The 18,173-nt window shown below is 68.3% G+C and carries 20 protein-coding genes, 1 tRNA gene and 1 riboswitch; of the genes, 9 read left to right on the top strand and 12 right to left on the bottom strand.

Annotated elements, in window-relative coordinates:
* Positions 1-2 precede the first annotated feature (2 nt).
* Both IE206_RS26615 and IE206_RS26610 read right to left on the bottom strand, forming a co-directional pair.
* Positions 3-1,412, bottom strand: coding sequence for a ParB N-terminal domain-containing protein (locus IE206_RS26615; RefSeq protein WP_189966298.1), 1,410 nt, complete (start codon positions 1,410-1,412; stop codon positions 3-5).
* Between the two features lie 73 nt (positions 1,413-1,485).
* Complete coding sequence (locus IE206_RS26610) at positions 1,486-2,175, bottom strand: KpnI family restriction enzyme N-terminal domain-containing protein (protein ID WP_189966296.1); 690 nt, start codon at positions 2,173-2,175, stop codon at positions 1,486-1,488.
* Positions 2,176-3,124: 949 nt separating this feature from the next.
* On the opposite strand from IE206_RS26610, the gene IE206_RS26605 reads away from it, so the two are divergent.
* The 3 genes from IE206_RS26605 to IE206_RS26595 all read left to right on the top strand — a co-directional run bounded on the left by IE206_RS26605 (position 3,125) and on the right by IE206_RS26595 (position 4,573).
* Positions 3,125-3,652: a hypothetical protein gene (locus IE206_RS26605; protein WP_189966294.1), complete on the top strand. Its 528-nt coding sequence runs from the start codon at positions 3,125-3,127 to the stop codon at positions 3,650-3,652.
* A 168-nt stretch (positions 3,653-3,820) separates the two neighbouring features.
* A complete protein-coding gene (locus tag IE206_RS26600; protein WP_189966292.1) occupies positions 3,821-4,114 on the top strand; it encodes a hypothetical protein in 294 nt (97 codons plus the stop codon).
* A gap of 153 nt (positions 4,115-4,267) precedes the next feature.
* Positions 4,268-4,573 (top strand): hypothetical protein, encoded by a 306-nt coding sequence (locus tag IE206_RS26595; RefSeq protein WP_189966290.1) that lies wholly within the window; start codon positions 4,268-4,270, stop codon positions 4,571-4,573.
* 255 nt (positions 4,574-4,828) lie between these two features.
* On the opposite strand, the gene IE206_RS26590 is transcribed toward IE206_RS26595, so the two are convergent.
* Positions 4,829-6,049: a GDSL-type esterase/lipase family protein gene (locus IE206_RS26590; protein WP_226598937.1), complete on the bottom strand. Its 1,221-nt coding sequence runs from the start codon at positions 6,047-6,049 to the stop codon at positions 4,829-4,831.
* Positions 6,050-6,220: 171 nt separating this feature from the next.
* On the opposite strand from IE206_RS26590, the gene IE206_RS26585 reads away from it, so the two are divergent.
* On the top strand, positions 6,221-7,561 hold the full coding sequence (locus IE206_RS26585) for a DUF445 domain-containing protein (RefSeq protein WP_189966288.1): 1,341 nt from the start codon (positions 6,221-6,223) through the stop codon (positions 7,559-7,561).
* Between the two features lie 70 nt (positions 7,562-7,631).
* Here the strand turns inward: IE206_RS26585 and IE206_RS26580 are convergent, their stop codons facing one another.
* Genes IE206_RS26580 through IE206_RS26565 form a run of 4 tightly spaced genes read right to left on the bottom strand, consistent with a single transcriptional unit; the run spans position 7,632 to position 10,922 of the window.
* On the bottom strand, positions 7,632-8,288 hold the full coding sequence (locus IE206_RS26580; protein ID WP_189966401.1) for a DUF1707 SHOCT-like domain-containing protein: 657 nt from the start codon (positions 8,286-8,288) through the stop codon (positions 7,632-7,634).
* 43 nt (positions 8,289-8,331) lie between these two features.
* Positions 8,332-9,294, bottom strand: coding sequence for an ABC transporter ATP-binding protein (locus IE206_RS26575; RefSeq protein WP_189966285.1), 963 nt, complete (start codon positions 9,292-9,294; stop codon positions 8,332-8,334).
* A 1-nt stretch (position 9,295) separates the two neighbouring features.
* The gene (locus tag IE206_RS26570; protein ID WP_189966398.1) at positions 9,296-10,072 is read right to left on the bottom strand and encodes an ABC transporter permease; all 777 of its coding nucleotides are present in this window, start codon (positions 10,070-10,072) and stop codon (positions 9,296-9,298) included.
* 49 nt (positions 10,073-10,121) lie between these two features.
* Positions 10,122-10,922 (bottom strand): ABC transporter permease, encoded by an 801-nt coding sequence (locus tag IE206_RS26565; protein ID WP_189966283.1) that lies wholly within the window; start codon positions 10,920-10,922, stop codon positions 10,122-10,124.
* A gap of 162 nt (positions 10,923-11,084) precedes the next feature.
* On the opposite strand from IE206_RS26565, the gene IE206_RS26560 reads away from it, so the two are divergent.
* Entirely contained in the window at positions 11,085-13,589 is a 2,505-nt protein-coding gene (locus IE206_RS26560) for a transglycosylase domain-containing protein (protein ID WP_189966281.1), read from the top strand.
* Positions 13,590-13,640: 51 nt separating this feature from the next.
* On the opposite strand, the gene IE206_RS26555 is transcribed toward IE206_RS26560, so the two are convergent.
* The 3 genes from IE206_RS26555 to IE206_RS26545 form a co-directional block, all read right to left on the bottom strand.
* On the bottom strand, positions 13,641-13,961 hold the full coding sequence (locus IE206_RS26555; RefSeq protein ID WP_053729493.1) for a DMT family transporter: 321 nt from the start codon (positions 13,959-13,961) through the stop codon (positions 13,641-13,643).
* A 33-nt stretch (positions 13,962-13,994) separates the two neighbouring features.
* Positions 13,995-14,065, bottom strand: a riboswitch (guanidine-III (ykkC-III) riboswitch).
* Between the two features lie 42 nt (positions 14,066-14,107).
* Entirely contained in the window at positions 14,108-14,440 is a 333-nt protein-coding gene (locus IE206_RS26550; protein ID WP_053729492.1) for a GroES family chaperonin, read from the bottom strand.
* Between the two features lie 43 nt (positions 14,441-14,483).
* Positions 14,484-14,804 carry a DUF3618 domain-containing protein gene (locus tag IE206_RS26545; protein WP_189966277.1) on the bottom strand — a complete coding sequence of 107 codons (321 nt, stop codon included), beginning with the start codon at positions 14,802-14,804 and terminating at the stop codon, positions 14,484-14,486.
* Between the two features lie 135 nt (positions 14,805-14,939).
* Here IE206_RS26545 and bcp point away from each other — a divergent pair, with 135 nt between their 5' ends.
* The 4 genes from bcp (at position 14,940) to IE206_RS26525 (ending at position 16,989) form a co-directional block, all read left to right on the top strand.
* Complete coding sequence (gene bcp, locus IE206_RS26540) at positions 14,940-15,407, top strand: thioredoxin-dependent thiol peroxidase (protein ID WP_189966275.1); 468 nt, start codon at positions 14,940-14,942, stop codon at positions 15,405-15,407.
* A 132-nt stretch (positions 15,408-15,539) separates the two neighbouring features.
* Positions 15,540-16,199, top strand: a complete 660-nt coding sequence (locus IE206_RS26535) for an HNH endonuclease signature motif containing protein (protein ID WP_189966274.1) — start codon at positions 15,540-15,542, stop codon at positions 16,197-16,199.
* Positions 16,196-16,846 carry an HNH endonuclease signature motif containing protein gene (locus IE206_RS26530; protein ID WP_189966273.1) on the top strand — a complete coding sequence of 217 codons (651 nt, stop codon included), beginning with the start codon at positions 16,196-16,198 and terminating at the stop codon, positions 16,844-16,846. Before IE206_RS26535 ends, IE206_RS26530 begins: the two co-directional genes overlap by 4 nt.
* 58 nt (positions 16,847-16,904) lie before the next feature.
* Positions 16,905-16,989, top strand: a tRNA-Leu gene (locus tag IE206_RS26525).
* A gap of 55 nt (positions 16,990-17,044) precedes the next feature.
* Here IE206_RS26525 and rdgB read toward each other — a convergent pair.
* Together rdgB and IE206_RS26515 are read right to left on the bottom strand one after the other, a co-directional pair.
* A complete protein-coding gene (gene rdgB, locus IE206_RS26520; RefSeq protein ID WP_189966271.1) occupies positions 17,045-17,647 on the bottom strand; it encodes an RdgB/HAM1 family non-canonical purine NTP pyrophosphatase in 603 nt (200 codons plus the stop codon).
* Positions 17,648-17,689: 42 nt separating this feature from the next.
* Positions 17,690-18,064 carry a hypothetical protein gene (locus IE206_RS26515; protein WP_053729487.1) on the bottom strand — a complete coding sequence of 125 codons (375 nt, stop codon included), beginning with the start codon at positions 18,062-18,064 and terminating at the stop codon, positions 17,690-17,692.
* Positions 18,065-18,173 lie beyond the last annotated feature (109 nt).

Raw genomic sequence — 18,173 nt, 5'->3', positions numbered from 1 at the left:
CTTCAGTCCTTCTGACGCATCGCGTCGAGCAGCCACGCGACACCTTCGCCCGGCTCGGAGACGCTACGCGCGCACTCCGCGGCGAGCCTGCCAAGGGTGTCCCGCAGTTTCACCACTGCCTCATCGAGTACTTCCTCGTCCAGACTGCGCGACGCGCGTGACATCACCAAATCCGTGATGCCCTGCTCAAGGTCCTGGCACGCGTCGCTGATCCGGTCCGGCGCTGCCTGCTTCCGCTTACGGACACGGGCGTCCTTGCCGGCGGGTTCCAGGGCGCTCTCGACTGCTGCGCGGGCCGACTGGAACGTGGAAGAGGCAGCTGTCAGCCGGTGAACAGCGACCACCTCGGCCGCCCCTTCCACTGCCTTGGCCTTGAGGATCGAGTCAGTCAGTGCCTGCGCGGCACCCACCTTGGGGTCTGCCGCGCGTACCGTCCGGCCGAGTCCGGGGATGGCCACCGCTGCGGGTGTCTCAGCTGACTTCAGTTCTTGAGGAAGGCGCTTGTCGAGGTACCTCGCTTTGAAGTCCGGCTCGATGAGACGCACGTCCGTCTTGGAGAAGCCAAGGAGGATCGCCGTCAGCCGGGTTTCCTTGAGGAGGTCGGCGCTCTCCTTGCTGACAGCTGATTCCTTGACGTAGCGCCGGTGCAGCTCCTTCAGCTTCTCTTGGTGGTCTTCGAAGTCGAGGAGCCGCAGCACCGCATCCCCGTCCCGGCTCCGCTCGATCAAATCGCGAAGGCACGTCAAGATCCACAGGTCCTGCTCGCACGTCGCCGTCCGGATGCGGAACTCTCGCGCGATGTCTGCCGGCTGGCGTCCGAGGCTGAACTGCTCCTCGATGGCAAGGAGCCTGTTGACGTACGAATACTCACGGCGATGATCCCTGCGCAGCTGCAGTGACAGCTCGACCGCATCGACGTCAGCCCAGGTACAGGACTCAGGCAGCACACCAACGCGGATGTTCGCCACGCCCAGCTCTGCGAGGGCTGCCCTGCGGGTATTGCCGTTGACCAGGACGCCGTCGCGAGTGATGAGACCCGGGTCGGTCTGCTTGAACGACTGGAGGCTGTCCCGGAGGACGTGATAGTCGGGGTCTTCCCTTGCCGGGTCAGCTGGCAGAGCCCGGAGCAGCTGCTGAAGGTAATCCTGGCTGGCAGAACTCCAGGGATCGGCCTCGAGCTGGCTGTTCTGCGCCGGGTCATAGCTGCGCTGGGCTCTGATCCGGTGAGTGCCCGGGTTGTAGTAGAGGGAAGCGACTGGCATGTCGATGACTTCTACATGCAGAGGCGCACCCCGCCACTCGACTGTCAGCGTTTCACGCGGGCCGGCCGTGGCGTTGGCCTCGGCGAGCCGCAGGCGGACAAGCTCCTGATTTCCCTCCGCCTGCGGCGGCCTTCCGAAGTCCTTGCTCATGTCTCTCTTTCTCAGCTAGAAGCGATGAACGGGCGCGTGGCAATCCAAACCGCTGCTTCCCCCGCCGGCCCGTTCAGTCAGTGCCCTCCGCTTCCAGCACCTGCCGGATCTTGACCCTGGACTCCTCAGGAAGCGCCCGGTAGTCAGCCCAGAGACGCTCCACCGTGCTGAACGGACGACGGTCCTCCGTCACCCAGCCGGCCAGAACCCGCCGCTCAAGCGTGCCGAGCTGGCGGACTTGAGCGAGAAGGTCCGCCGGATCGGCAACGAGCTGCCGCCCCCCGACCCGGCACCTATTGCACTCCGTTACCAGCTCTACCCGGAGTTCGCCATCGGCTTGGCGAACCTGCCGGCGTGCGATATCGAGCTGGGCAGCTTCGTATGTGCCGGCAAAGGTCTGACCGCCGGAGATTCCGCACGACCGGCAGAAGTTACCGTCCCTGGCCATGATTTCGCGGCGCTGCGTTGCCGTGACCGGAGCGGTTGACTTCACGCGGCCCTTACCCGGTTCCCAGACCGGCTCTCCCTGGCGAACAAAACGCTGCTCAGAGGACGCCAAACTAGCGTCCTCGCGATTTGTATCAATTTTCCACCCATGGTCCCGCAGATCACGCATTCGGCGATCAATCTGCGATACGCCTGGAAAGGCCTGACGCAATTCATCCTTGGTGAAGACGCTTCCTTCACCAACCACGGTGACGAGCCAGAGTCCCGCCCTCTTCATGGTGCCAAACTTCTCGTCTGTCCATGACGGCAACACCATGACGGCCACCTTCCCAACCAAATCGGCATCAGAAACACAGATCGCGAGCGTCGCAGGTTCTCTCTATCTATCACCATTCGAGCCCCCCGAAGCAACCCCATATCACCGAACCTTGTTCACCAATCCGCGAACACGGAGCCATTGACCGCGTCGGATTCACACGGTAGCGGGGAAGATGCCCCTATCTCCCTGCCGTAAAATTGCGACAGATCAACACATCTCGACCATCACTTCACGTCGCCCTCATCGGTCGCCAAGCTGACCGGCAACGCTGGAGTTGACCGCGGCCCGGCGAACAGTGCAGCACCCGTGCGAGCTGGCAGTTCACCGAAGGAGCACCCCAGAAAACTCACCGGCGGGAACCTTGCAAGGGACCGGCAACTGCACCTCGGGCAACGACAGCGCAGAGTCGGCACATGCGATTCGGCAGGAAACTGCACAAATCAACCAGGCTCCTCTCCGCGACATCATCAGGCTGGAACTATGCACGTTGACACCGAAATATCGGAGGGCAGGATTCCGGTTTCGGACAGCAGCCGCCTACCACGCCGGAAGAAAATTTCACAGCGTCGGCACGCCCGAACTCTGATCTCAGTCACGAGAACAGAAGACGGGTTGACTTTCCTGATCAAGCAGTACAACGTGAAGATCCCGCTACGAGACGGAAGGCTCTATCTGAAGGGAACACAAACCTTCCCAATTCCAGCCAAACCGGACGACGGTTCTCTCCATCGTCCCTCACATACGAAATAGAGGTTCGGTGCCACCCCGAGGGAAAATAACTCCCGAGTTCAGCGATACCGCAACTCCGGAGATGCGGGAATGCGCTGTCATGGTGCGGGGCTTATGCGAGCGAGCGCTTGAGCAGGCCTTCCGCAGTCAACGGGCAATCGCCAAAGAGGTGCCGATAGCTCCCTCTGCCCTGACTAGCTACACCCAGGGCCGAGTCGTGCCGTCGCCGGAGGTGGTCGCGCGCCTTCATGAGATCGCGGTCGGCTGCTGCAGTGGCAATAACACTGACGCCCTGCCGTCACTTGAGGACCTGTTGGAGGTCCGCAGGAACGCGGCTGCATCGAAGCAGGGTCTGGGAAGCGATGCCGTGCGTACTCAGCTGGCCCGCCTCCAGACAGCCCGACAGCGCCAGATGAGTGCGCCGGTCCCCTCCTCGCCGAGTGACGGCGCCGTACCGCCCACCCCTGCGGCCGATGACGCCATCCGACATCTGAGGGCCGGGCGGGAGACCGACGCCTTCTCGTTGTTCTGGCACATCGGTCAGACCCACACGCCGACGGAGATCCGAGATGTGGTGGCCAGCTACACCATCGCCCGCGAGGCGGAGGCGGCCGATGCCGTTCTCGCTAGCGCCTCAGAGCGGGGAGCAGAGGACATCCTCAGGATCACAGCCTCGCTCCTGGAGGCTCAGCGTCATCACGATGCTGCGGCCCTGGTTGAAGCTGCCCTTCAGCGCATCGGGTGATCCAGCCGCTGCGCCGGCTCACCAACTGACGCAAGCAGGCGCCTCACCGGCGCCGACAGCGGGGGTGCTCCCCAAGAAGAGTGACCCGCTGCTCCGAGGTTTCCAGACGCACGGAGCAGCGGGCACCGCGCCCCTATTTCCATCCGAGTGCACAGAGGGAAGGACGCTATGAACAACAATGACATGTCGACGGGAGACGGTGCCTCCGACGAGCGGGAGCCGGCTGTGCCGCCGCCTGCCCGCCAGACCCGCCGGTACATGATCGTTCCGCCACTGCGGGTTCCGGTACCGGACTTCCTGCGCAGCGGTTGCCCGAAGTACCTCCCGATGGCCGGCGGCAGCGCGCTCAGCTACGCCATCGTCGCAGGGCGGGCACCTGAGGACCCGCACCACTTGTGGGCGTTGGTTGTCCTCTCTATCGCGGTCATGGTCTGCGGTACCTGGAATCAGCACCGCCGGTAAGTCGGCTCGAATCACTGAGGCGAACGGCGCCTGACGGCGGGCTGATCCACGTCAGGCGCCCAACCATCGACAACCTCGGAACGCCCGACCCCCCGCAAACCCTGCCGCACCCCCGCGTTAGCCTCAAAGAAACCGCACTCCAGGAGGCAAACCATGGCAAAGGTTCCCGCAACTGCAATCGCGGCCGGCGGGCTCATCGGGGGGTATGGGGTTGCCCGGTGGACCAAGAAGCGGCAGCTCGGTGGGGTGGCGCTTGCCGCGGCTGGGGCGGTCGCGGCTCGGCAGTGGCAGCAGGCGGCCGGGACCAAGGCTGCCGTCGGGCTCACCGCCGCCTACGTCGCCGCCTTCGCCGGGTCTCACCCGCTGGCCAAGAAGGTCGGCGCCTGGCCCTCCGTTTTCGGCGTGGCCGGGGCCGTTGCCGTCGCCTCTTGGGCTGTTACTCGTAACTCCGCCGAGTAGCGGAGAGGGGAAAGCCGGAAAGAGATTTCCCGCCTCTCTGAACGAAGTCCGCCCCCGGCTCGTACAGAGGGGCAACTCCCCATAGTGGTCGGGCGCATGGCCGTACGGCAGGGACGGACAGGAGCCGTCCGGACGTGCGCCCGGCGGGGCGGGAGTAGCTGCATCCGACGGCGAGCCCCCTCGCAGCACGCTCGGACTCACCGGTCGCGCGCCCGGCGGCGGAGCGAGGGCGGGCGGCGTCCGACAGGTGCCCCCTCACAACGCCCCCAGATCCACCCCCTGCCCCATCGCCAGATACCCCGCATCAGACGGGTGCAGCCGATCCCCGGAGTCGTACGGCCCCCACAACGCCATCGGCGCATACGGATCCCGAAGCACCCGGTCTATATCGACGACCCCGTCATAAACCCCGCCCCCACGAATCGCGGAGTTCACGAATCCCCGCACCCGCTGAACCAAACCCGTACACCCCCGGACCCCGCCGCAAGGCGAAAGCGTCGTGCCCAGGACCCGCACCCCCCGCGCATGCCCCACCCGCACCAACTCCCGCATCCCCGCAAGCAGCGCGGCGGAATCCCTCTCCCCACCCAGCAGATCGTTGATCCCGAGCTCGACGACGACCGTACGCACCCCGGCCCGCGCAAGCGCGTCCCGCTGAAAGCGCTCGACCCCGCTGGGCCCGGCGAACCGCGCGAGCAGCGCGTTCCCGCCGATCCCGGCGTTGAGCACGGCCTGCGGCGCGGAACCGCTGTCCGCGGAGAGCGCGGCGTGCGGCCCCCGCAGCCGCCCCGCCAGCACATCCGTCCAGCGCCGATCGGCCCCCGGCGTGGATCCGACCCCCTCGGTTATGGAGTCCCCGAACACGACGACGCTGCCGGCCGCCGCCTCCGCCCCCTGGACATCGAGGGCGGTGACGTACCGCCAAGCCCCCGTGACCTGTGCAAACCCCTCGGCGTCGGCAGCACGGTCGACAGCGCCCCGGGCCATGAACGAGGTCTGCTGGGCCCCGGGATGCCAGGTCACGGGCCCGGCCGCGTACACAGACACGTACACATCACCAGAAGTGGGCACCTCGAAGGCGAGCGGGTCGCTGACGACCTCCGTGCCGGCCGGCACGGAGACCCGCGCGAGCCCGCGGAAGGTCAGCGTCCGCATGGTCCGCGCGGGGTCGGCCGCGGTGGCCAGCGTGGTGTGGCGCAGGTCGAGCGGGGCGTGCCCGAACAGATTGGAGACGGTGACGCGGGCCCAGCTGCCGCCGAGCGAGGTGTGCACGACATTGCGTACGGTCCGCGCCGCATCGCCCCCGGGCTCGACGCCGACGGGAGCGGCGTACCAGGTCCCGGCCCAGTCACCGTCGTCGGAGCCCGCCCCGGCCCGGCCGGGCACAACCACGGCGTAGACGGTGGCGGCGAGCAGCACCACCACCGCGAGCAGGGCGAGCCGCCCGGCATGCGACCGAAGCGTCCGCATGGACATGATCTGAATGTACGGAGCGAAGGCCCGCGGGGCCACGCGAACGAGTGGTCGTACGGGCGCACGGGAACTGAACGTGCGCGCCGTAAGTACTTCATGTAAGAGGTCGTACGGAACGGATCGTGCCGTACGAGACCGATCGGGGTCGTGCACAGGCACGGACGGGTGGAGCGAATGGAACGTACGAGATCGGGGCCCGACGCAGAGGCGGCGGCCGGGGCGGACACGGCCGCGCGCACGCCCCGCTCGTCGCCCTTCGCCTACACGGCGGCGGACGAGGAGAAGCGCCGGGGCGTGCGCCGCATGAAGGCGACGGCGACCGGCCTGCTGCTCCTGGTCGCGGTGATCTTCGGCCTCGCGACCTGGGCGGACCGCTCGGGAGCGGGCGCGTGGGCGGGATACGTCGCGGCGGCGGCCGAGGCGGGCATGGTGGGTGCGCTTGCGGACTGGTTCGCGGTGACGGCGCTGTTCCGCCGCCCGCTGGGCCTGCCCATTCCGCACACGGCGATCATCCAGAACAAGAAGGACCAGTTCGGCGCCACACTGGGCTCGTTCGTGGGCGAGAACTTCCTGTCGACGGCCGTCGTACGCACCCGCCTCCAGGCCCTCGGCATCGGCCGCCGCCTCGGTACCTGGCTCGCGGAGCCCGAGCACGCGGAGCGGGTCACGTCGGAGCTGGCCACAGCCCTGCGCGGCGCGCTGACGGTGCTCAGGGACTCCGACGTCCAGGCGGTGGTGGGCGAGGCGATCACACGCCGGGCGGACGCGGCGGAGATCGCGCCGGGCCTCGGCAAGGCGCTGGAGAAGATCGTCGCGGACGGCAGCCACCGCAAGGCCGTGGACCTGGTGTGCGTACGGGCCCACGACTGGCTGGTGCTGCACGGGGACTCGGTGATGGACGCGGTACAGGGCGGCGCCCCCGGCTGGACGCCGCGCTTCGTGGACCGCAAGGTGGGCGAGCGCGTCTACAAGGAGCTGCTGCGCTTCATAACCGAGATGCGTGACATGCCGGCCCACCCGGCGCGCGGCGCCCTGGACCGCTTCCTGGCGGACTTCGCGGCCGACCTCCAGTCGGACTCCGAGACGCGGACCAGGGTGGAGCGCTTCAAGTCGGAGATACTGGCCCGCGCCGAGGTCCAGGACATCATCGCCTCGGCGTGGTCCTCCGTACGGTCGATGATCATCGCGGCGGCGGAGGACGACCACAGCGAACTGCGCCTGCGCGCGAGGGCGTCCCTGCTCTCCCTGGGCACCCGCCTGTCCACGGACGACCGCCTCCAGTCCAAGGTGGACGGCTGGCTGGAGGACGCGGCGGCGTACGTGGTCTCGACCTACCGGGCCGAGATCACATCCCTCATCACAGACACGGTGGCGTCGTGGGACGCGAACGACACGTCCCGCAAGATCGAGGCGAACATCGGCCGCGATCTGCAGTTCATCCGCATCAACGGCACGGTGGTGGGCGCGCTGGCGGGCCTGCTGATCTACACGGTGTCGCACGCGCTGGGCGGATAGGCCGCGCTCACCACGAACTGACCACGCATCCAAGGGGGTTGAGGCAACCCAGCGCCTCGACCCCCACCCCTCACCCCAGCTCCTTCCGCTCCTTCCCCTCCCTCTTCTCCAGCCGCAACCGCTCCTTGTGTACCTTCCGCAGCTTCCGGTCCACCCCGATCCCGCCCATCAGGGCGAACGCCACGATCGTGACGTGGGGCGAGCCCGGTGTGCCCTCGCCGTTGGCCTTGCTGCCGCCCACCCCGCCCATGATTCCGAAGCCCTTCACCTGGACGTTCAGCTCGGGCGGGACCGTCACGCCGATGCCGCCCATGATCGTGAAGAGGCGGATCACCGTCTCGCGGTCCTCGAAGCGGGCCTCGCGCAGGTCGATGTCGCCGCCGCCCCACATCGCGAACGCGGTGAACTTCTTCGCCACCGTCCAGTTGCCCTTGCGCTGGAAGCCGCCCCACAGGGCGAAGCCTCCTTTGGAGGTCGGCGGGTGGCCGATGCGGGAGGGCCAGTGGACCTCGGTCTCGTCCTCCGTGCGGCGGGCCACCGGGGCCGCCGGGCCCGCCGTGCCCGGCGCGGGCAGGTCGCGGACGAGCGGCTCCAACTCCCCGTGCGTACGCGCCTTGTAGGCCGCCTCCAGGCGCTGCTCGAACTCCTCCATGTCGAGCCGGCCCTCGGCCACCGCGTCCCTCAGCGTCTCCGCGATCCGCTCCCGCTCGGCGTCCGAAGCCCGCATCTGTGGCAGCCCACCCGTTGGTTCACTCGTCATGGTGCGAAGACTAGTAAAGGGGCCGACCGTCGTACATTCTCGCGATCACTGCCTCGATGTCCGGTTCGCGTACCGACAGGTCCACCAACGGGTACGCCTGCGCGATGTGCGCAACCAGCGGCGCCGCCGACGCGGAGGCCGGGAAGGCGAGCCACTGGCGGGGGCCCTCGACCTTCACCACACGGGCGCCTTCCGCCTGTACCGGCGGGAGTTCGCGCTCCAGGTCGACCACCAGGGTGCGTTCGCTCTCGCCCGCCTCGTGCAGCCCGGCCAGCGCGCCGTCGTACATCAGGCGCCCGTGGTCGATGACCATCACCCGCTTGCAGAGCTGCTCGATGTCGGTCAGGTCGTGCGTGGTGAGCAGGATCGTGGTGGCGCGTTCCGCGTTCAGGTCGCGCAGAAATTGCCGGACTTTTGCCTTGCTGATGACGTCCAGGCCGATCGTCGGCTCGTCCAGGTACAGGACGTCCGGGTCGTGGAGGAGTGCTGCCGCGATGTCGCCGCGCATTCGCTGACCCAGGGAGAGTTGGCGAACCGGTACGTCCAACAGGCTTGCCAGATCCAGGAGTTCGACGCATCTGTCCAGGTTTTCGCGGAAGCGGGCATCCGGGATGCGGTACATGCGGTGAGCCAGCTTGTACGAGTCGTACAGCGGCAAGTCCCACCAGAGAGTTGTGCGTTGGCCGAAGACCACGCCGATGCGCTGCGCCAGTTTCGTACGTTCCCGGGACGGGTCCAGGCCCGCCACCCTGAGGCGGCCCGCGCTCGGGGTGAGGATGCCCGTCAGCATCTTGATCGTGGTGGACTTTCCGGCGCCGTTCGGGCCGATGTAGCCGACCATCTCGCCCCGCGGCACCCGGAAGCTGATCCCGTCCACCGCCCTGACCTCTCGCTTCTCGCGACGCAGGCGGCCCGTCTTGCGGCGTACTTCGAAGACCTTCTCCACGCCGTCGAGTTCGATCAAGTCGCTCACTTCAACTCCCCGTGCTGCGGTACGAACGGATTCCCACCCGCCACGCCTGGCCCGCCAGCGTCAGGCAGGCGGCCGCCACAAGCGGGGGCGTGAAGGCGAGCCAGGCCGGCAGGGCCAGGGGGTAGGGGCGGCCCAGGACGTACAGCGCGGGCAGCCAGTTCACGAAGGCCAGGGGCAGGACGAAGGTGACGCCGCGCACCATGTCCTTGGCGAACACCGTCGGCGGGTACTGGAGCAGCGTCTGGCCGCCGTACGTGAACGCGCTCTGCACCTCGGCCGCGTCCTGCGCCCAGAACTGGAAGGCAGCGCCCGCCACGAACACCGCGCAGAAGATCGCGGTGCCGCTGAGCAGCATCACCGGCACCAGGAGCACCTTCAGCACCGTCCAGTGGACGTGCAGGGACAGCAGCGAACCCGCCAGGACCAGCACGCCCTGGAGCAGCCGGCCCAGGCGCTGGAGGCCGAAGCGGTCGGCGGCGACTTGCGCGAGCACCGGCGCCGGGCGCACAAGCAGCGTGTCGAGCGTGCCGTCGCGGATGCGCGCGCCCAGCTTGTCGATCGAGCCGAGCACCGCGTTCGCAAGCCCGAACGCCGTCGTCGACGTCCCGTACAGGAACGCCACTTCGGCGAAGGAGTACCCGCCGAGCGAGCGGACCTGCGAGAACATCAGGGCGATCACGACGAAGTCGAACGCTGTCACCAGGAAGTTCCCGACCAGCATCATCACGAACGATGCCCGGTAGGCGAGTGTGGAGCGGATCCACATTCCGGCGATCATCCTGTACGTGGCCCACACACCCGGCGCTGGCCGCCGCTCGGTCACCGTCTCAGCCACCCTGCACCACCACCCTCCGTACCGCCGCGGACTGGAGCAGCCGGCCCACGCCGAGCAGCGCAGCCGCCCAGCCGAGCTGGAAACCGAACGCACCGAGCAGGCCCCAGCCGCGGTGCCGGCCCATCAGGACGTCCGCCGGGATCTGGAGCAGCGAGGACCACGGCAGCGCGCGGGCCACCTCGCCGAGCAGGCCGGGGAAGGCGTTGAGCGGCAGCAGCATCCCGGAGAAGAACAGGCCCGCGATCGAGACGAGGGAGGCGACGCCGGCCCCGTCGAGCAGCCAGAACGCCGAGAGCGCCACCAGGAACCGCAGCGCGAAGCTCACCACCACACCGAGCAGCACCGCGAGGAGAAAGGCCAGCCAGGTCAGCGGGTCCGTGGGCAGCGCGAGGTCGAAGAACAGCGCACCGAAGGTCAGCGGGACCACCCCGCGCCCCAGGAAGTGGAACAGCGCCCGGCCCAGATCGGCGGACAGCCACCACAGCTGGAGGTCGGCCGGACGGTACAGGTCGATCGCGATGTCACCCGTACGGATGCGTTCCACGAGTTCGTCCGCGAAGCCGCCGCCGAACAGGTTGACCGTCATCAGCATGGCCTGGCTGATCCACACATAGGTGAGCGCCTGGGACTGGTCGTAGCCGCCGAGGTTGGGACGCTGGTCCCACAGGGCTATATAGGTGTAGGCCACGATCACGCCGAAGACAGTGTTGGTGAACACCCCGGCCGCGGTGGCGACCCGGTACGTCGTATAGCGCCGGAACCCACCCGCGGCCACGACTCCGTACAGCCGCACGACCGCCCCCCCCACCGCCATGGACACCAAAGCGCGAGAGCCTAGCCCAGCCCCACGGCCCTTCGCGACGGAATTTCCGCGGTGCGGCATGCAAGATGTCCTTACACCGCATATCACCCCATACATTTCGCAAACGACCCGAGATGCGACGGCCGGAGAGACATGAGCGACGACGAGCAGCCGGAGCCCCCGAAGCCCGGACACGAGGCGCCGCAGAAGTGGAAGCCCCGGGGCCCAGGCGCCGAGGGGCCCGGGCCGGTGCCCACCGCCGCGGCGGGCGGCAGCGGCAGCAGCGGCGGCGGCAAGGACAACGGCAAGGACAAGCGCCCCAAGCGGACCGGATGGCGCCGCTTCGTCCCCCGCTGGCGCATCGTGCTCGGCATCGTCCTGCTCTTCGCCCTGCTGCTCATCGGCGGCTTCATCACCGGCTACACGCTCGTGTCGATCCCGGCCGCCAACGCCGGGGCCACCGCCCAGTCCAACGTCTTCCTGTACGCCGACGGCACCCAGCTCGCCTCGGACGGCGAGATCAACCGCGAGAACGTACAGCTCTCCCAGGTCCCGCTCACCGTGCAGCGCGCCGTACTGGCCGCCGAGGACCGGGACTTCTACTCCGAGCGGGCCGTCGACCCCAAGGCGATGGTGCGCGCCGCCTGGAACACCCTCACCGGCAAGGGCACCCAGGGCGGCTCCACCATCACCCAGCAGTACGTCAAGAACTACTACCTGGGCCAGGAGCAGACGGTCACCCGCAAGGTGAAGGAGTTCTTCATCGCGATCAAACTCAATCGCGAGGAGACCAAAGAGGACATCCTTGCCGGGTATCTGAACACCAGCTACTTCGGCCGCAACGCCTACGGCATCCAGGCGGCATCGCAGGCGTACTACAGCAAGGACGTCGAGAAGCTCACCACCGCCGAGGGCGCCTACCTCGCCTCCCTGCTCAACTCCCCCAGCGCGTACGACGTGATCGCCCACCCCGAGAACAAACCGCGCGCGCTGGCCCGCTGGAACTACGTGCTCGACGGCATGGTCAAGAAGAAGTGGCTCAGCGCCCCCGAGCGGGCCGCGACCACCTTCCCCGTCCCCGGAAAGGTCAAGCCGCGCGCCGGTCTCGCGGGCCAGCGCGGCTACCTCGTCGAAGCCGTCAAGGACTACCTCACCAGCAACAAGATCATCGAGGAGAACACCCTCGCGACCGGCGGCTACCGCATCACCACCACCATCGAGAAGGACAAGCAGGACGCCTTCGTCAAAGCCGTCGACGACAAGGTCAACTCCAAGCTGAGCCCCGACCGCAAGGCCGACCGCAACGTCCGAGTCGGCGGCGCCTCCATCGACCCGTCGACCGGCAAGGTCCTCGCGATGTACGGAGGCATCGACTACACCAAGCAGTACGTCAACAACGCGACCCGGCACGACTTCCAGGTCGGCTCCACCTTCAAGCCGTTCGTCTTCACCTCGGCCGTCGTCAACGACTCGACCACCCAGGACGGGCGCCCCATCACCCCGAACACCGTCTACGACGGCACCAACAAGCGCTATGTGCAGGGCTGGAAGGGCACCCCGTACAACCCCGCCAACGAGGACGACACCTCGTACGGACAGATCACCGTGCGCACCGCCACCGACAAGTCCGTCAACGCGGTGTACGCGCAGATGGCCGCCGACGTCGGCCCCTCCAAGGTCAGGCAGACCGCCATCGACCTCGGCATCCCCGCCGACACCCCGGACATGCCCAACGGCCCCTCCATCGCACTCGGCACCGCGACCGCCAGCGTCCTCGACATGACCGAGGCGTACGCCACGCTCGCCGACCACGGCCGCCACGGCACGTACACCATGGTCGAATCCGTCACCAAGGACGGCGAGAAGACCGACCTGCCCTCGCAGGACACCAAGCAGGCCGTCAGCCGCGAGGCCGCCGACACCACGACGTCGATGCTGCAGAGCGTCGTCGAAGGCGGCACGGGCACGGAAGCCCAGGCCTCGGGCCGGCCCGCCGCCGGCAAGACCGGAACCGCCGAAAAGGACAAGGCCGCCTGGTTCGCGGGCTACACCCCGGACCTGGCCACCGTCGTCGCCGTGATGGGCGCCGACCCCGAAACGGCCGTCCAGCAGCCGCTGTACGGCGCGCTCGGCTACACCCGCATGAACGGCGGCGGGCCGCCCGCGCAGATCTGGGCCCAGTACACCAAGGGCGCCCTCCAGGGCAGCGAGGTCAAGGACTTCGACCTGGAACTCCAGGACGGCGCCACCGTCCCGGTCGAACCGCCGCCCCCGAACCCGTCCCCGCCCCAGACCCCCGGCCGCGACCAGGGCCAGACCCAAGGTCAGGACCAAGGCCAGACGCAGGGGCAGAACCAGGGCCAGACCGGCGGCCGCAACCAGGGCCAGACCCAAGGATCGACGCAGGGCCAGACACCGGGCCAGACCCAGGGTTCGACCCAGGGGCAGACCCAGGGCCAGACCCAGGGGCAGACCCAAGGCCAGACCCAGGGGCAGACCCAAGGCCAGACCCAGGGGCAGACGCAGGGCCAGACTCAGGGCGGCGCCACCGACGGAGGCACCAACACGGCAGGCACCGACAACGGCGGCACGACCACGGGAACGGCCGGCACCACCACGGGCGCCGCCGACCGGCCGCGGGGGTCGAGAAGCCCGTGAGGCCCACACGGCTTTCGGGGCCGCGGGACCGGAGCGCCTGACCGGGAGCGCCTAGTGGCCGCTCGTCGCCTTCAGCCCCACCACGGCGACGAGCAGCAGGCACACGAAGAAGATCCGGGCGGCGGTGGCCGGCTCACCGAGCACCACCATGCCGAGCACCGCCGCACCGGCCGCGCCGATGCCGACCCACACGCCGTACGCCGTACCGATGGGCAGCGTCTTGGCGGCCTGCGAGAGCAACAGCATCGAAGCGACGATCCCCGCGCCGGTCAGCACACTGGGCACGAGCCGGGTGAATCCGTCGGTGTACTTCATCCCGATCGACCAGCCCACCTCGAGCAGACCGGCGACGACGAGCAGGACCCATGCCATGACGGCACCTCCGAAAGACGCGAACACATACGGGGTGCGTCGTCTTGTCCTGACCCGGTACGACGCGTCTCGTCGGGGTCCCACCACGATAGCAAAGGGCATGCAAAAGGGCTGGTGACACCGGTCACCAGCCCTTGGCTCAGGGGTTACAGATACAGCCCGGTGGCATCCACCGACACCCGCTCCGAGGCGACGGCGTGCAGATCGCGCTCACGCATCAGCACATACGCCACGCCCCGCACCTCGACCTCGGCACGGTCCTCGGGGTCGTACAGGACGCGGTCGCCCGGCTCGACGGTGCGCACGTTCTGGCCGACCGCCACCACCTCGGCCCAGGCGAGCCGTTTGCCTACGGCGGCGGTCGCCGGAATCAGGATGCCGCCGCCCGAACGCCGCTCGCCCTCGGGGGAGTCTGACCGGACCAGCACACGGTCGTGCAGCATCCGGATGGGCAGCTTGTCGTGGGTGTTCTCGCTCACGGGTCGAACCTACCCGCCCCGGCGCCGGGCGTACGCCGAAGGGTCAGGCCCGCCGCTTCTTCGCCGACAGCGCGAGCAGCCCGACCAGGCCCACCGCGACCAGCGCGACCGGCACGATCCGCTCCATCCGGGGCGCCCCGTCCTCGGACACGAACTGCGCCTTCACGTCGTTCACCGTACGGTTCACCGCGACGTACGCCCGGCCCGCCGTGTGGTCCACGGCCGAGGCGAACCTGGCCTTCGCATCGCCGACGATCGTGGACGGGTGCAGCCGCACCCCGATCTCGTCGAGGGTCACCGCGAGCTGGTCCCGCCGGCTCCTGATGTCCGCCTCGATCTGCGCAGGGGTCCTGGCATCCGACACTGCGCCGCCTCCGGTGGTCGTATGGGGTCATCCGTCCTCCACAGTCTGTCAGCTCCGCCGCCGATGCACTGTCACAGGCCCCCATTAGGCTCTGACGTTGTACGCCACACCCTCGGCCTTTCCCGGAGGAAACCCATGAGCGAGCGACTTCAGCCCGGCGACACCGCCCCCGCCTTCACCCTGCCCGACGCCGACGGCAACGAGGTCTCGCTCGCCGCACACAAGGGCCGCAAGGTCATCGTCTACTTCTACCCGGCCGCCCTGACGCCCGGCTGCACCAAGCAGGCTTGCGACTTCACGGACAACCTGGAGCTGCTCGCGGGCGCCGGGTACGACGTCATCGGCGTCTCCCCCGACAAGCCGGAGAAGCTGGCGAAGTTCCGCGAGAAGGAGTCCCTGAAGGTCACGCTGGTCGGCGACCCCTCGAAGGAGGTCCTGGAGGCGTACGGCGCGTACGGCGAGAAGAAGCTGTACGGCAAGACGGTGACGGGCGTCATCCGCTCGACGGTGGTCGTGGACGAGGCGGGGAAGGTGGAGCGGGCCCTGTACAACGTGAAGGCGACGGGCCATGTCGCCAAGATCATCAAGGACCTCGGCATCTGACCCCGCCCACGCCGGGAACACCCCCGCCCCCTTAAGCGGGGCAGGCCGTTCCGGATTCCGGGTGTGACTGTCCGGAATCCGGTTCGTTACTCCGTACGAGGCTGCGAATGCGTGGCCGGGGCGGAGGAATTCATGGGCACGAGCCCGTACACCCGGGAGAGGCTGGCCGAAGCGGCCGCCTCGTCCCGGACCCTGTCGGAGGCACTGACAAAACTCGGGGTCGACCCGAAGGGCGGATCACGGCGGTACATACGCGAGCGCATGCGAAAACTGGGCATACCCATGGCCCACTTCGAGCGCGAAGGGACCCGCTGGACGCGGGAAGCTCTAGAGCCGGTGGTCGCGGTCTCGAGCAGCGTGTGTGAGGTCCTGCGGAGGCTGGGGATCGACGTGGTCGGCGGTCATCACACGAACATCAGCCGCCGTATCAAGGCGTACGGCATCGATACGTCGCACTTCGGGCCGCCCCCGCGCACGGAGAGGATGCGGAACAACCGTCTCCGCCGAACCCCCGAGGACATCCTGCGTGAGGACCGCGCAGCGCATGCTCAGCGAACGCCCAACGCCCTCCTCAAGAGAGCACTCCTCGAACTCGGCACCCGTGAGCGTTGCGCCCTGTGCGGCAACGAGGCCACCTGGCAGGGGCATCCACTACCACTCGAGGTCGACCACATCGACGGCGACTGGCGCAACAACCGCGCGGAGAACCTCCGGCTGCTCTGCCCCAACTGCCACTCCACCACGGATACTTATCGGGGTCGCGGCAAAGGCAGGCGGGTGCTTGGGCCATGAGCGGGCCCTCGGGCTACACACGTGAGCGGCTCACTGAAGCGGCGGCGTCCTGTGGCGACATCAACGAGGTCATCGCGTTCTTCGGCACCAAGTCCTACGAGCGGCTGCCCCGCTATCTCTGGCAGCGCTTCGAGCACTTCGGCATCGACATCTCCCACTTCCCACCACTCGGGCGACGCCTCCGGCCCACACAATCGGAACTTCGTCAGGCAGTGCGCGCCTCGATCTCCCTCGCGGCGACGCTTCGACGACTGGACCGCCCGGAGAACGCCCGACAGCGGACGCTGCTGCGGCAATGGATCGCCGAGGACGGCGTCGACACCTCACACTTCCTGGGGCAGGCCCATCAACTCGGCAGGCCCGGGCCGAGGCCGGCCAGAGCTCCCCAAGAGGTATTGGTGAAGCACGACCGAGGTCGCCGCAGCCAAGCGGCGACTCTACGTCGCGCGCTGTACGAGATCGGTGTGGTCGAGGCATGCGCGGGGTGTGGCACGGGTCCCGAGTGGCGGGGCAGGCCGATGACGCTGGAGGTCGATCACATCAACGGCGACTGGAGCGACGATCGGGCGGAGAACCTCCGGCTCCTGTGTCCCAACTGCCATGCGATCACCGACACATGGTGCCGCGGAGGTAGACGCCGCACCTGATCCCGCTCCGACCGGACCTGCCAGCGGTTGTCCGCCCCGGTACTATGGCGGGCGACTGGCGGCGGTGGTGCAACTGGCGACACAGCAGACTTAGGATCTGTGGCCCGTGAAACGGCTTGAGGGTTCGAATCCCTTCCGCCGCACAGCAAACGGCCTGCGCATCGGAGATCGATGCGCAGGCCGTTTTTCATGTGGGCCTCAGCCCAACAGCTCCCGCACCACCGGCACCAGCGCCCGGAACGCCTGCCCGCGGTGGCTGATCGCGTTCTTCTCGTCCGCCGACAGCTCCGCGCACGTACGCGTCTCGCCCTCCGGCTGGAGGATCGGGTCGTAGCCGAAGCCGCCCGTTCCGGCGGGGGCGTGGCGCAGGGTGCCCAGGAGGCGGCCTTCGACGACGCGCTCCGTGCCGTCCGGGAGGGCCAGGGCTGCCGCGCAGGCGAAGTGGGCTCCGCGGTGTTCGTCGGCGATGTCGGAGAGCTGGGCCAGGAGGAGGTCCAGGTTGGCCTGGTCGTCGCCGTGGGTGCCGGACCAGCGGGCCGAGAAGATGCCGGGGGCGCCGTTCAGGACGTCGACGCACAGGCCCGAGTCGTCGGCGACCGCGGGCAGGCCGGTGGCCCGGGCCAGGGCGTGCGCCTTGAGGAGAGCGTTCTCGGCGAAGGTGACCCCGGTCTCCTTGACGTCGGGGATCTCGGGGTAGGCGTCGGCGCCCACGAGTTCGTGGGGCAGCCCCGCCTCGGCGAGGATGGCGTGGAGTTCGGTGATTTTGCCGGCGTTGCGGGTGGCGAGGATCAGGCGCGTCATGACCCCAGTATCAGGGGAGCGACGCGCACCGCTCCCCCGGGCTTACGGCGTGCAGACCTTGCCGATTTCCTTGGCCGCGCTCGTGACGCCGCTGATGTCGGGGGTGTTGTCGCCGTTCTTGATCGCCGTACGGACGTTGCCGACGGCCTTGTTGAGGTCGTCGACGGCCTTGGACAGGTCGGCGTTGTCCGTCTTGTTCTTCAGGGACGACAGCTCTTTGTCGATGTCGTTCAGCGCCTGGTCGGCCTGGGTCGGGTTGTCGGTGGCGTTGCCCACGGCCTTGCCGAGGTTGTCGACGCTGTTGCCGATGGCGTCCGCCGTCTTGACGCAGTCGATCGCCTTGTCGACCGCGCCGCATCCGGCGGTGACGGTGACGGCCAGGGCCGCGGTGGCGACGGCGAGCACGGTTCGGCGCATCGGTCGGGTCCTCCCCCAAGAGTTCCGGAAGGGCTTCCGGAAGTGACGGACGGGCGCACGGTCGGCCCGTACGCCCGTACTCGTCATGACGCGGGAAGCGTTCCCCTTG

The sequence above is a fragment of the Streptomyces violascens genome, assembly GCF_014649955.1.
GTDB classification, from domain to species: Bacteria; Actinomycetota; Actinomycetes; order Streptomycetales; family Streptomycetaceae; genus Streptomyces; species Streptomyces violascens.
The sequence above is the reverse complement of the archived record's forward strand: the minus strand, read 5'-3'. Positions and strand labels throughout refer to the sequence as shown.

What these genes read in the sequence shown, in the direction of transcription:
- IE206_RS26590 (WP_226598937.1), bottom strand. Translation starts at nt 6,049, where the DNA reads ATGTCCATGCGGACGCTTCGGTCGCATGCCGGGCGGCTCGCCCTGCTC.
- IE206_RS26560 (WP_189966281.1), top strand. Translation starts at nt 11,085, where the DNA reads ATGAGCGACGACGAGCAGCCGGAGCCCCCGAAGCCCGGACACGAGGCG.
- IE206_RS26515 (WP_053729487.1), bottom strand. Translation starts at nt 18,064, where the DNA reads ATGCGCCGAACCGTGCTCGCCGTCGCCACCGCGGCCCTGGCCGTCACC.
- IE206_RS26615 (WP_189966298.1), bottom strand. Translation starts at nt 1,412, where the DNA reads ATGAGCAAGGACTTCGGAAGGCCGCCGCAGGCGGAGGGAAATCAGGAG.
- IE206_RS26555 (WP_053729493.1), bottom strand. Translation starts at nt 13,961, where the DNA reads ATGGCATGGGTCCTGCTCGTCGTCGCCGGTCTGCTCGAGGTGGGCTGG.
- IE206_RS26595 (WP_189966290.1), top strand. Translation starts at nt 4,268, where the DNA reads ATGGCAAAGGTTCCCGCAACTGCAATCGCGGCCGGCGGGCTCATCGGG.
- IE206_RS26600 (WP_189966292.1), top strand. Translation starts at nt 3,821, where the DNA reads ATGAACAACAATGACATGTCGACGGGAGACGGTGCCTCCGACGAGCGG.
- bcp (WP_189966275.1), top strand. Translation starts at nt 14,940, where the DNA reads ATGAGCGAGCGACTTCAGCCCGGCGACACCGCCCCCGCCTTCACCCTG.
- IE206_RS26585 (WP_189966288.1), top strand. Translation starts at nt 6,221, where the DNA reads ATGGAACGTACGAGATCGGGGCCCGACGCAGAGGCGGCGGCCGGGGCG.
- IE206_RS26530 (WP_189966273.1), top strand. Translation starts at nt 16,196, where the DNA reads ATGAGCGGGCCCTCGGGCTACACACGTGAGCGGCTCACTGAAGCGGCG.
- IE206_RS26580 (WP_189966401.1), bottom strand. Translation starts at nt 8,288, where the DNA reads ATGCGGGCTTCGGACGCCGAGCGGGAGCGGATCGCGGAGACGCTGAGG.
- rdgB (WP_189966271.1), bottom strand. Translation starts at nt 17,647, where the DNA reads ATGACGCGCCTGATCCTCGCCACCCGCAACGCCGGCAAAATCACCGAA.
- IE206_RS26570 (WP_189966398.1), bottom strand. Translation starts at nt 10,072, where the DNA reads ATGATCGCCGGAATGTGGATCCGCTCCACACTCGCCTACCGGGCATCG.
- IE206_RS26535 (WP_189966274.1), top strand. Translation starts at nt 15,540, where the DNA reads ATGGGCACGAGCCCGTACACCCGGGAGAGGCTGGCCGAAGCGGCCGCC.
- IE206_RS26610 (WP_189966296.1), bottom strand. Translation starts at nt 2,175, where the DNA reads ATGGTGTTGCCGTCATGGACAGACGAGAAGTTTGGCACCATGAAGAGG.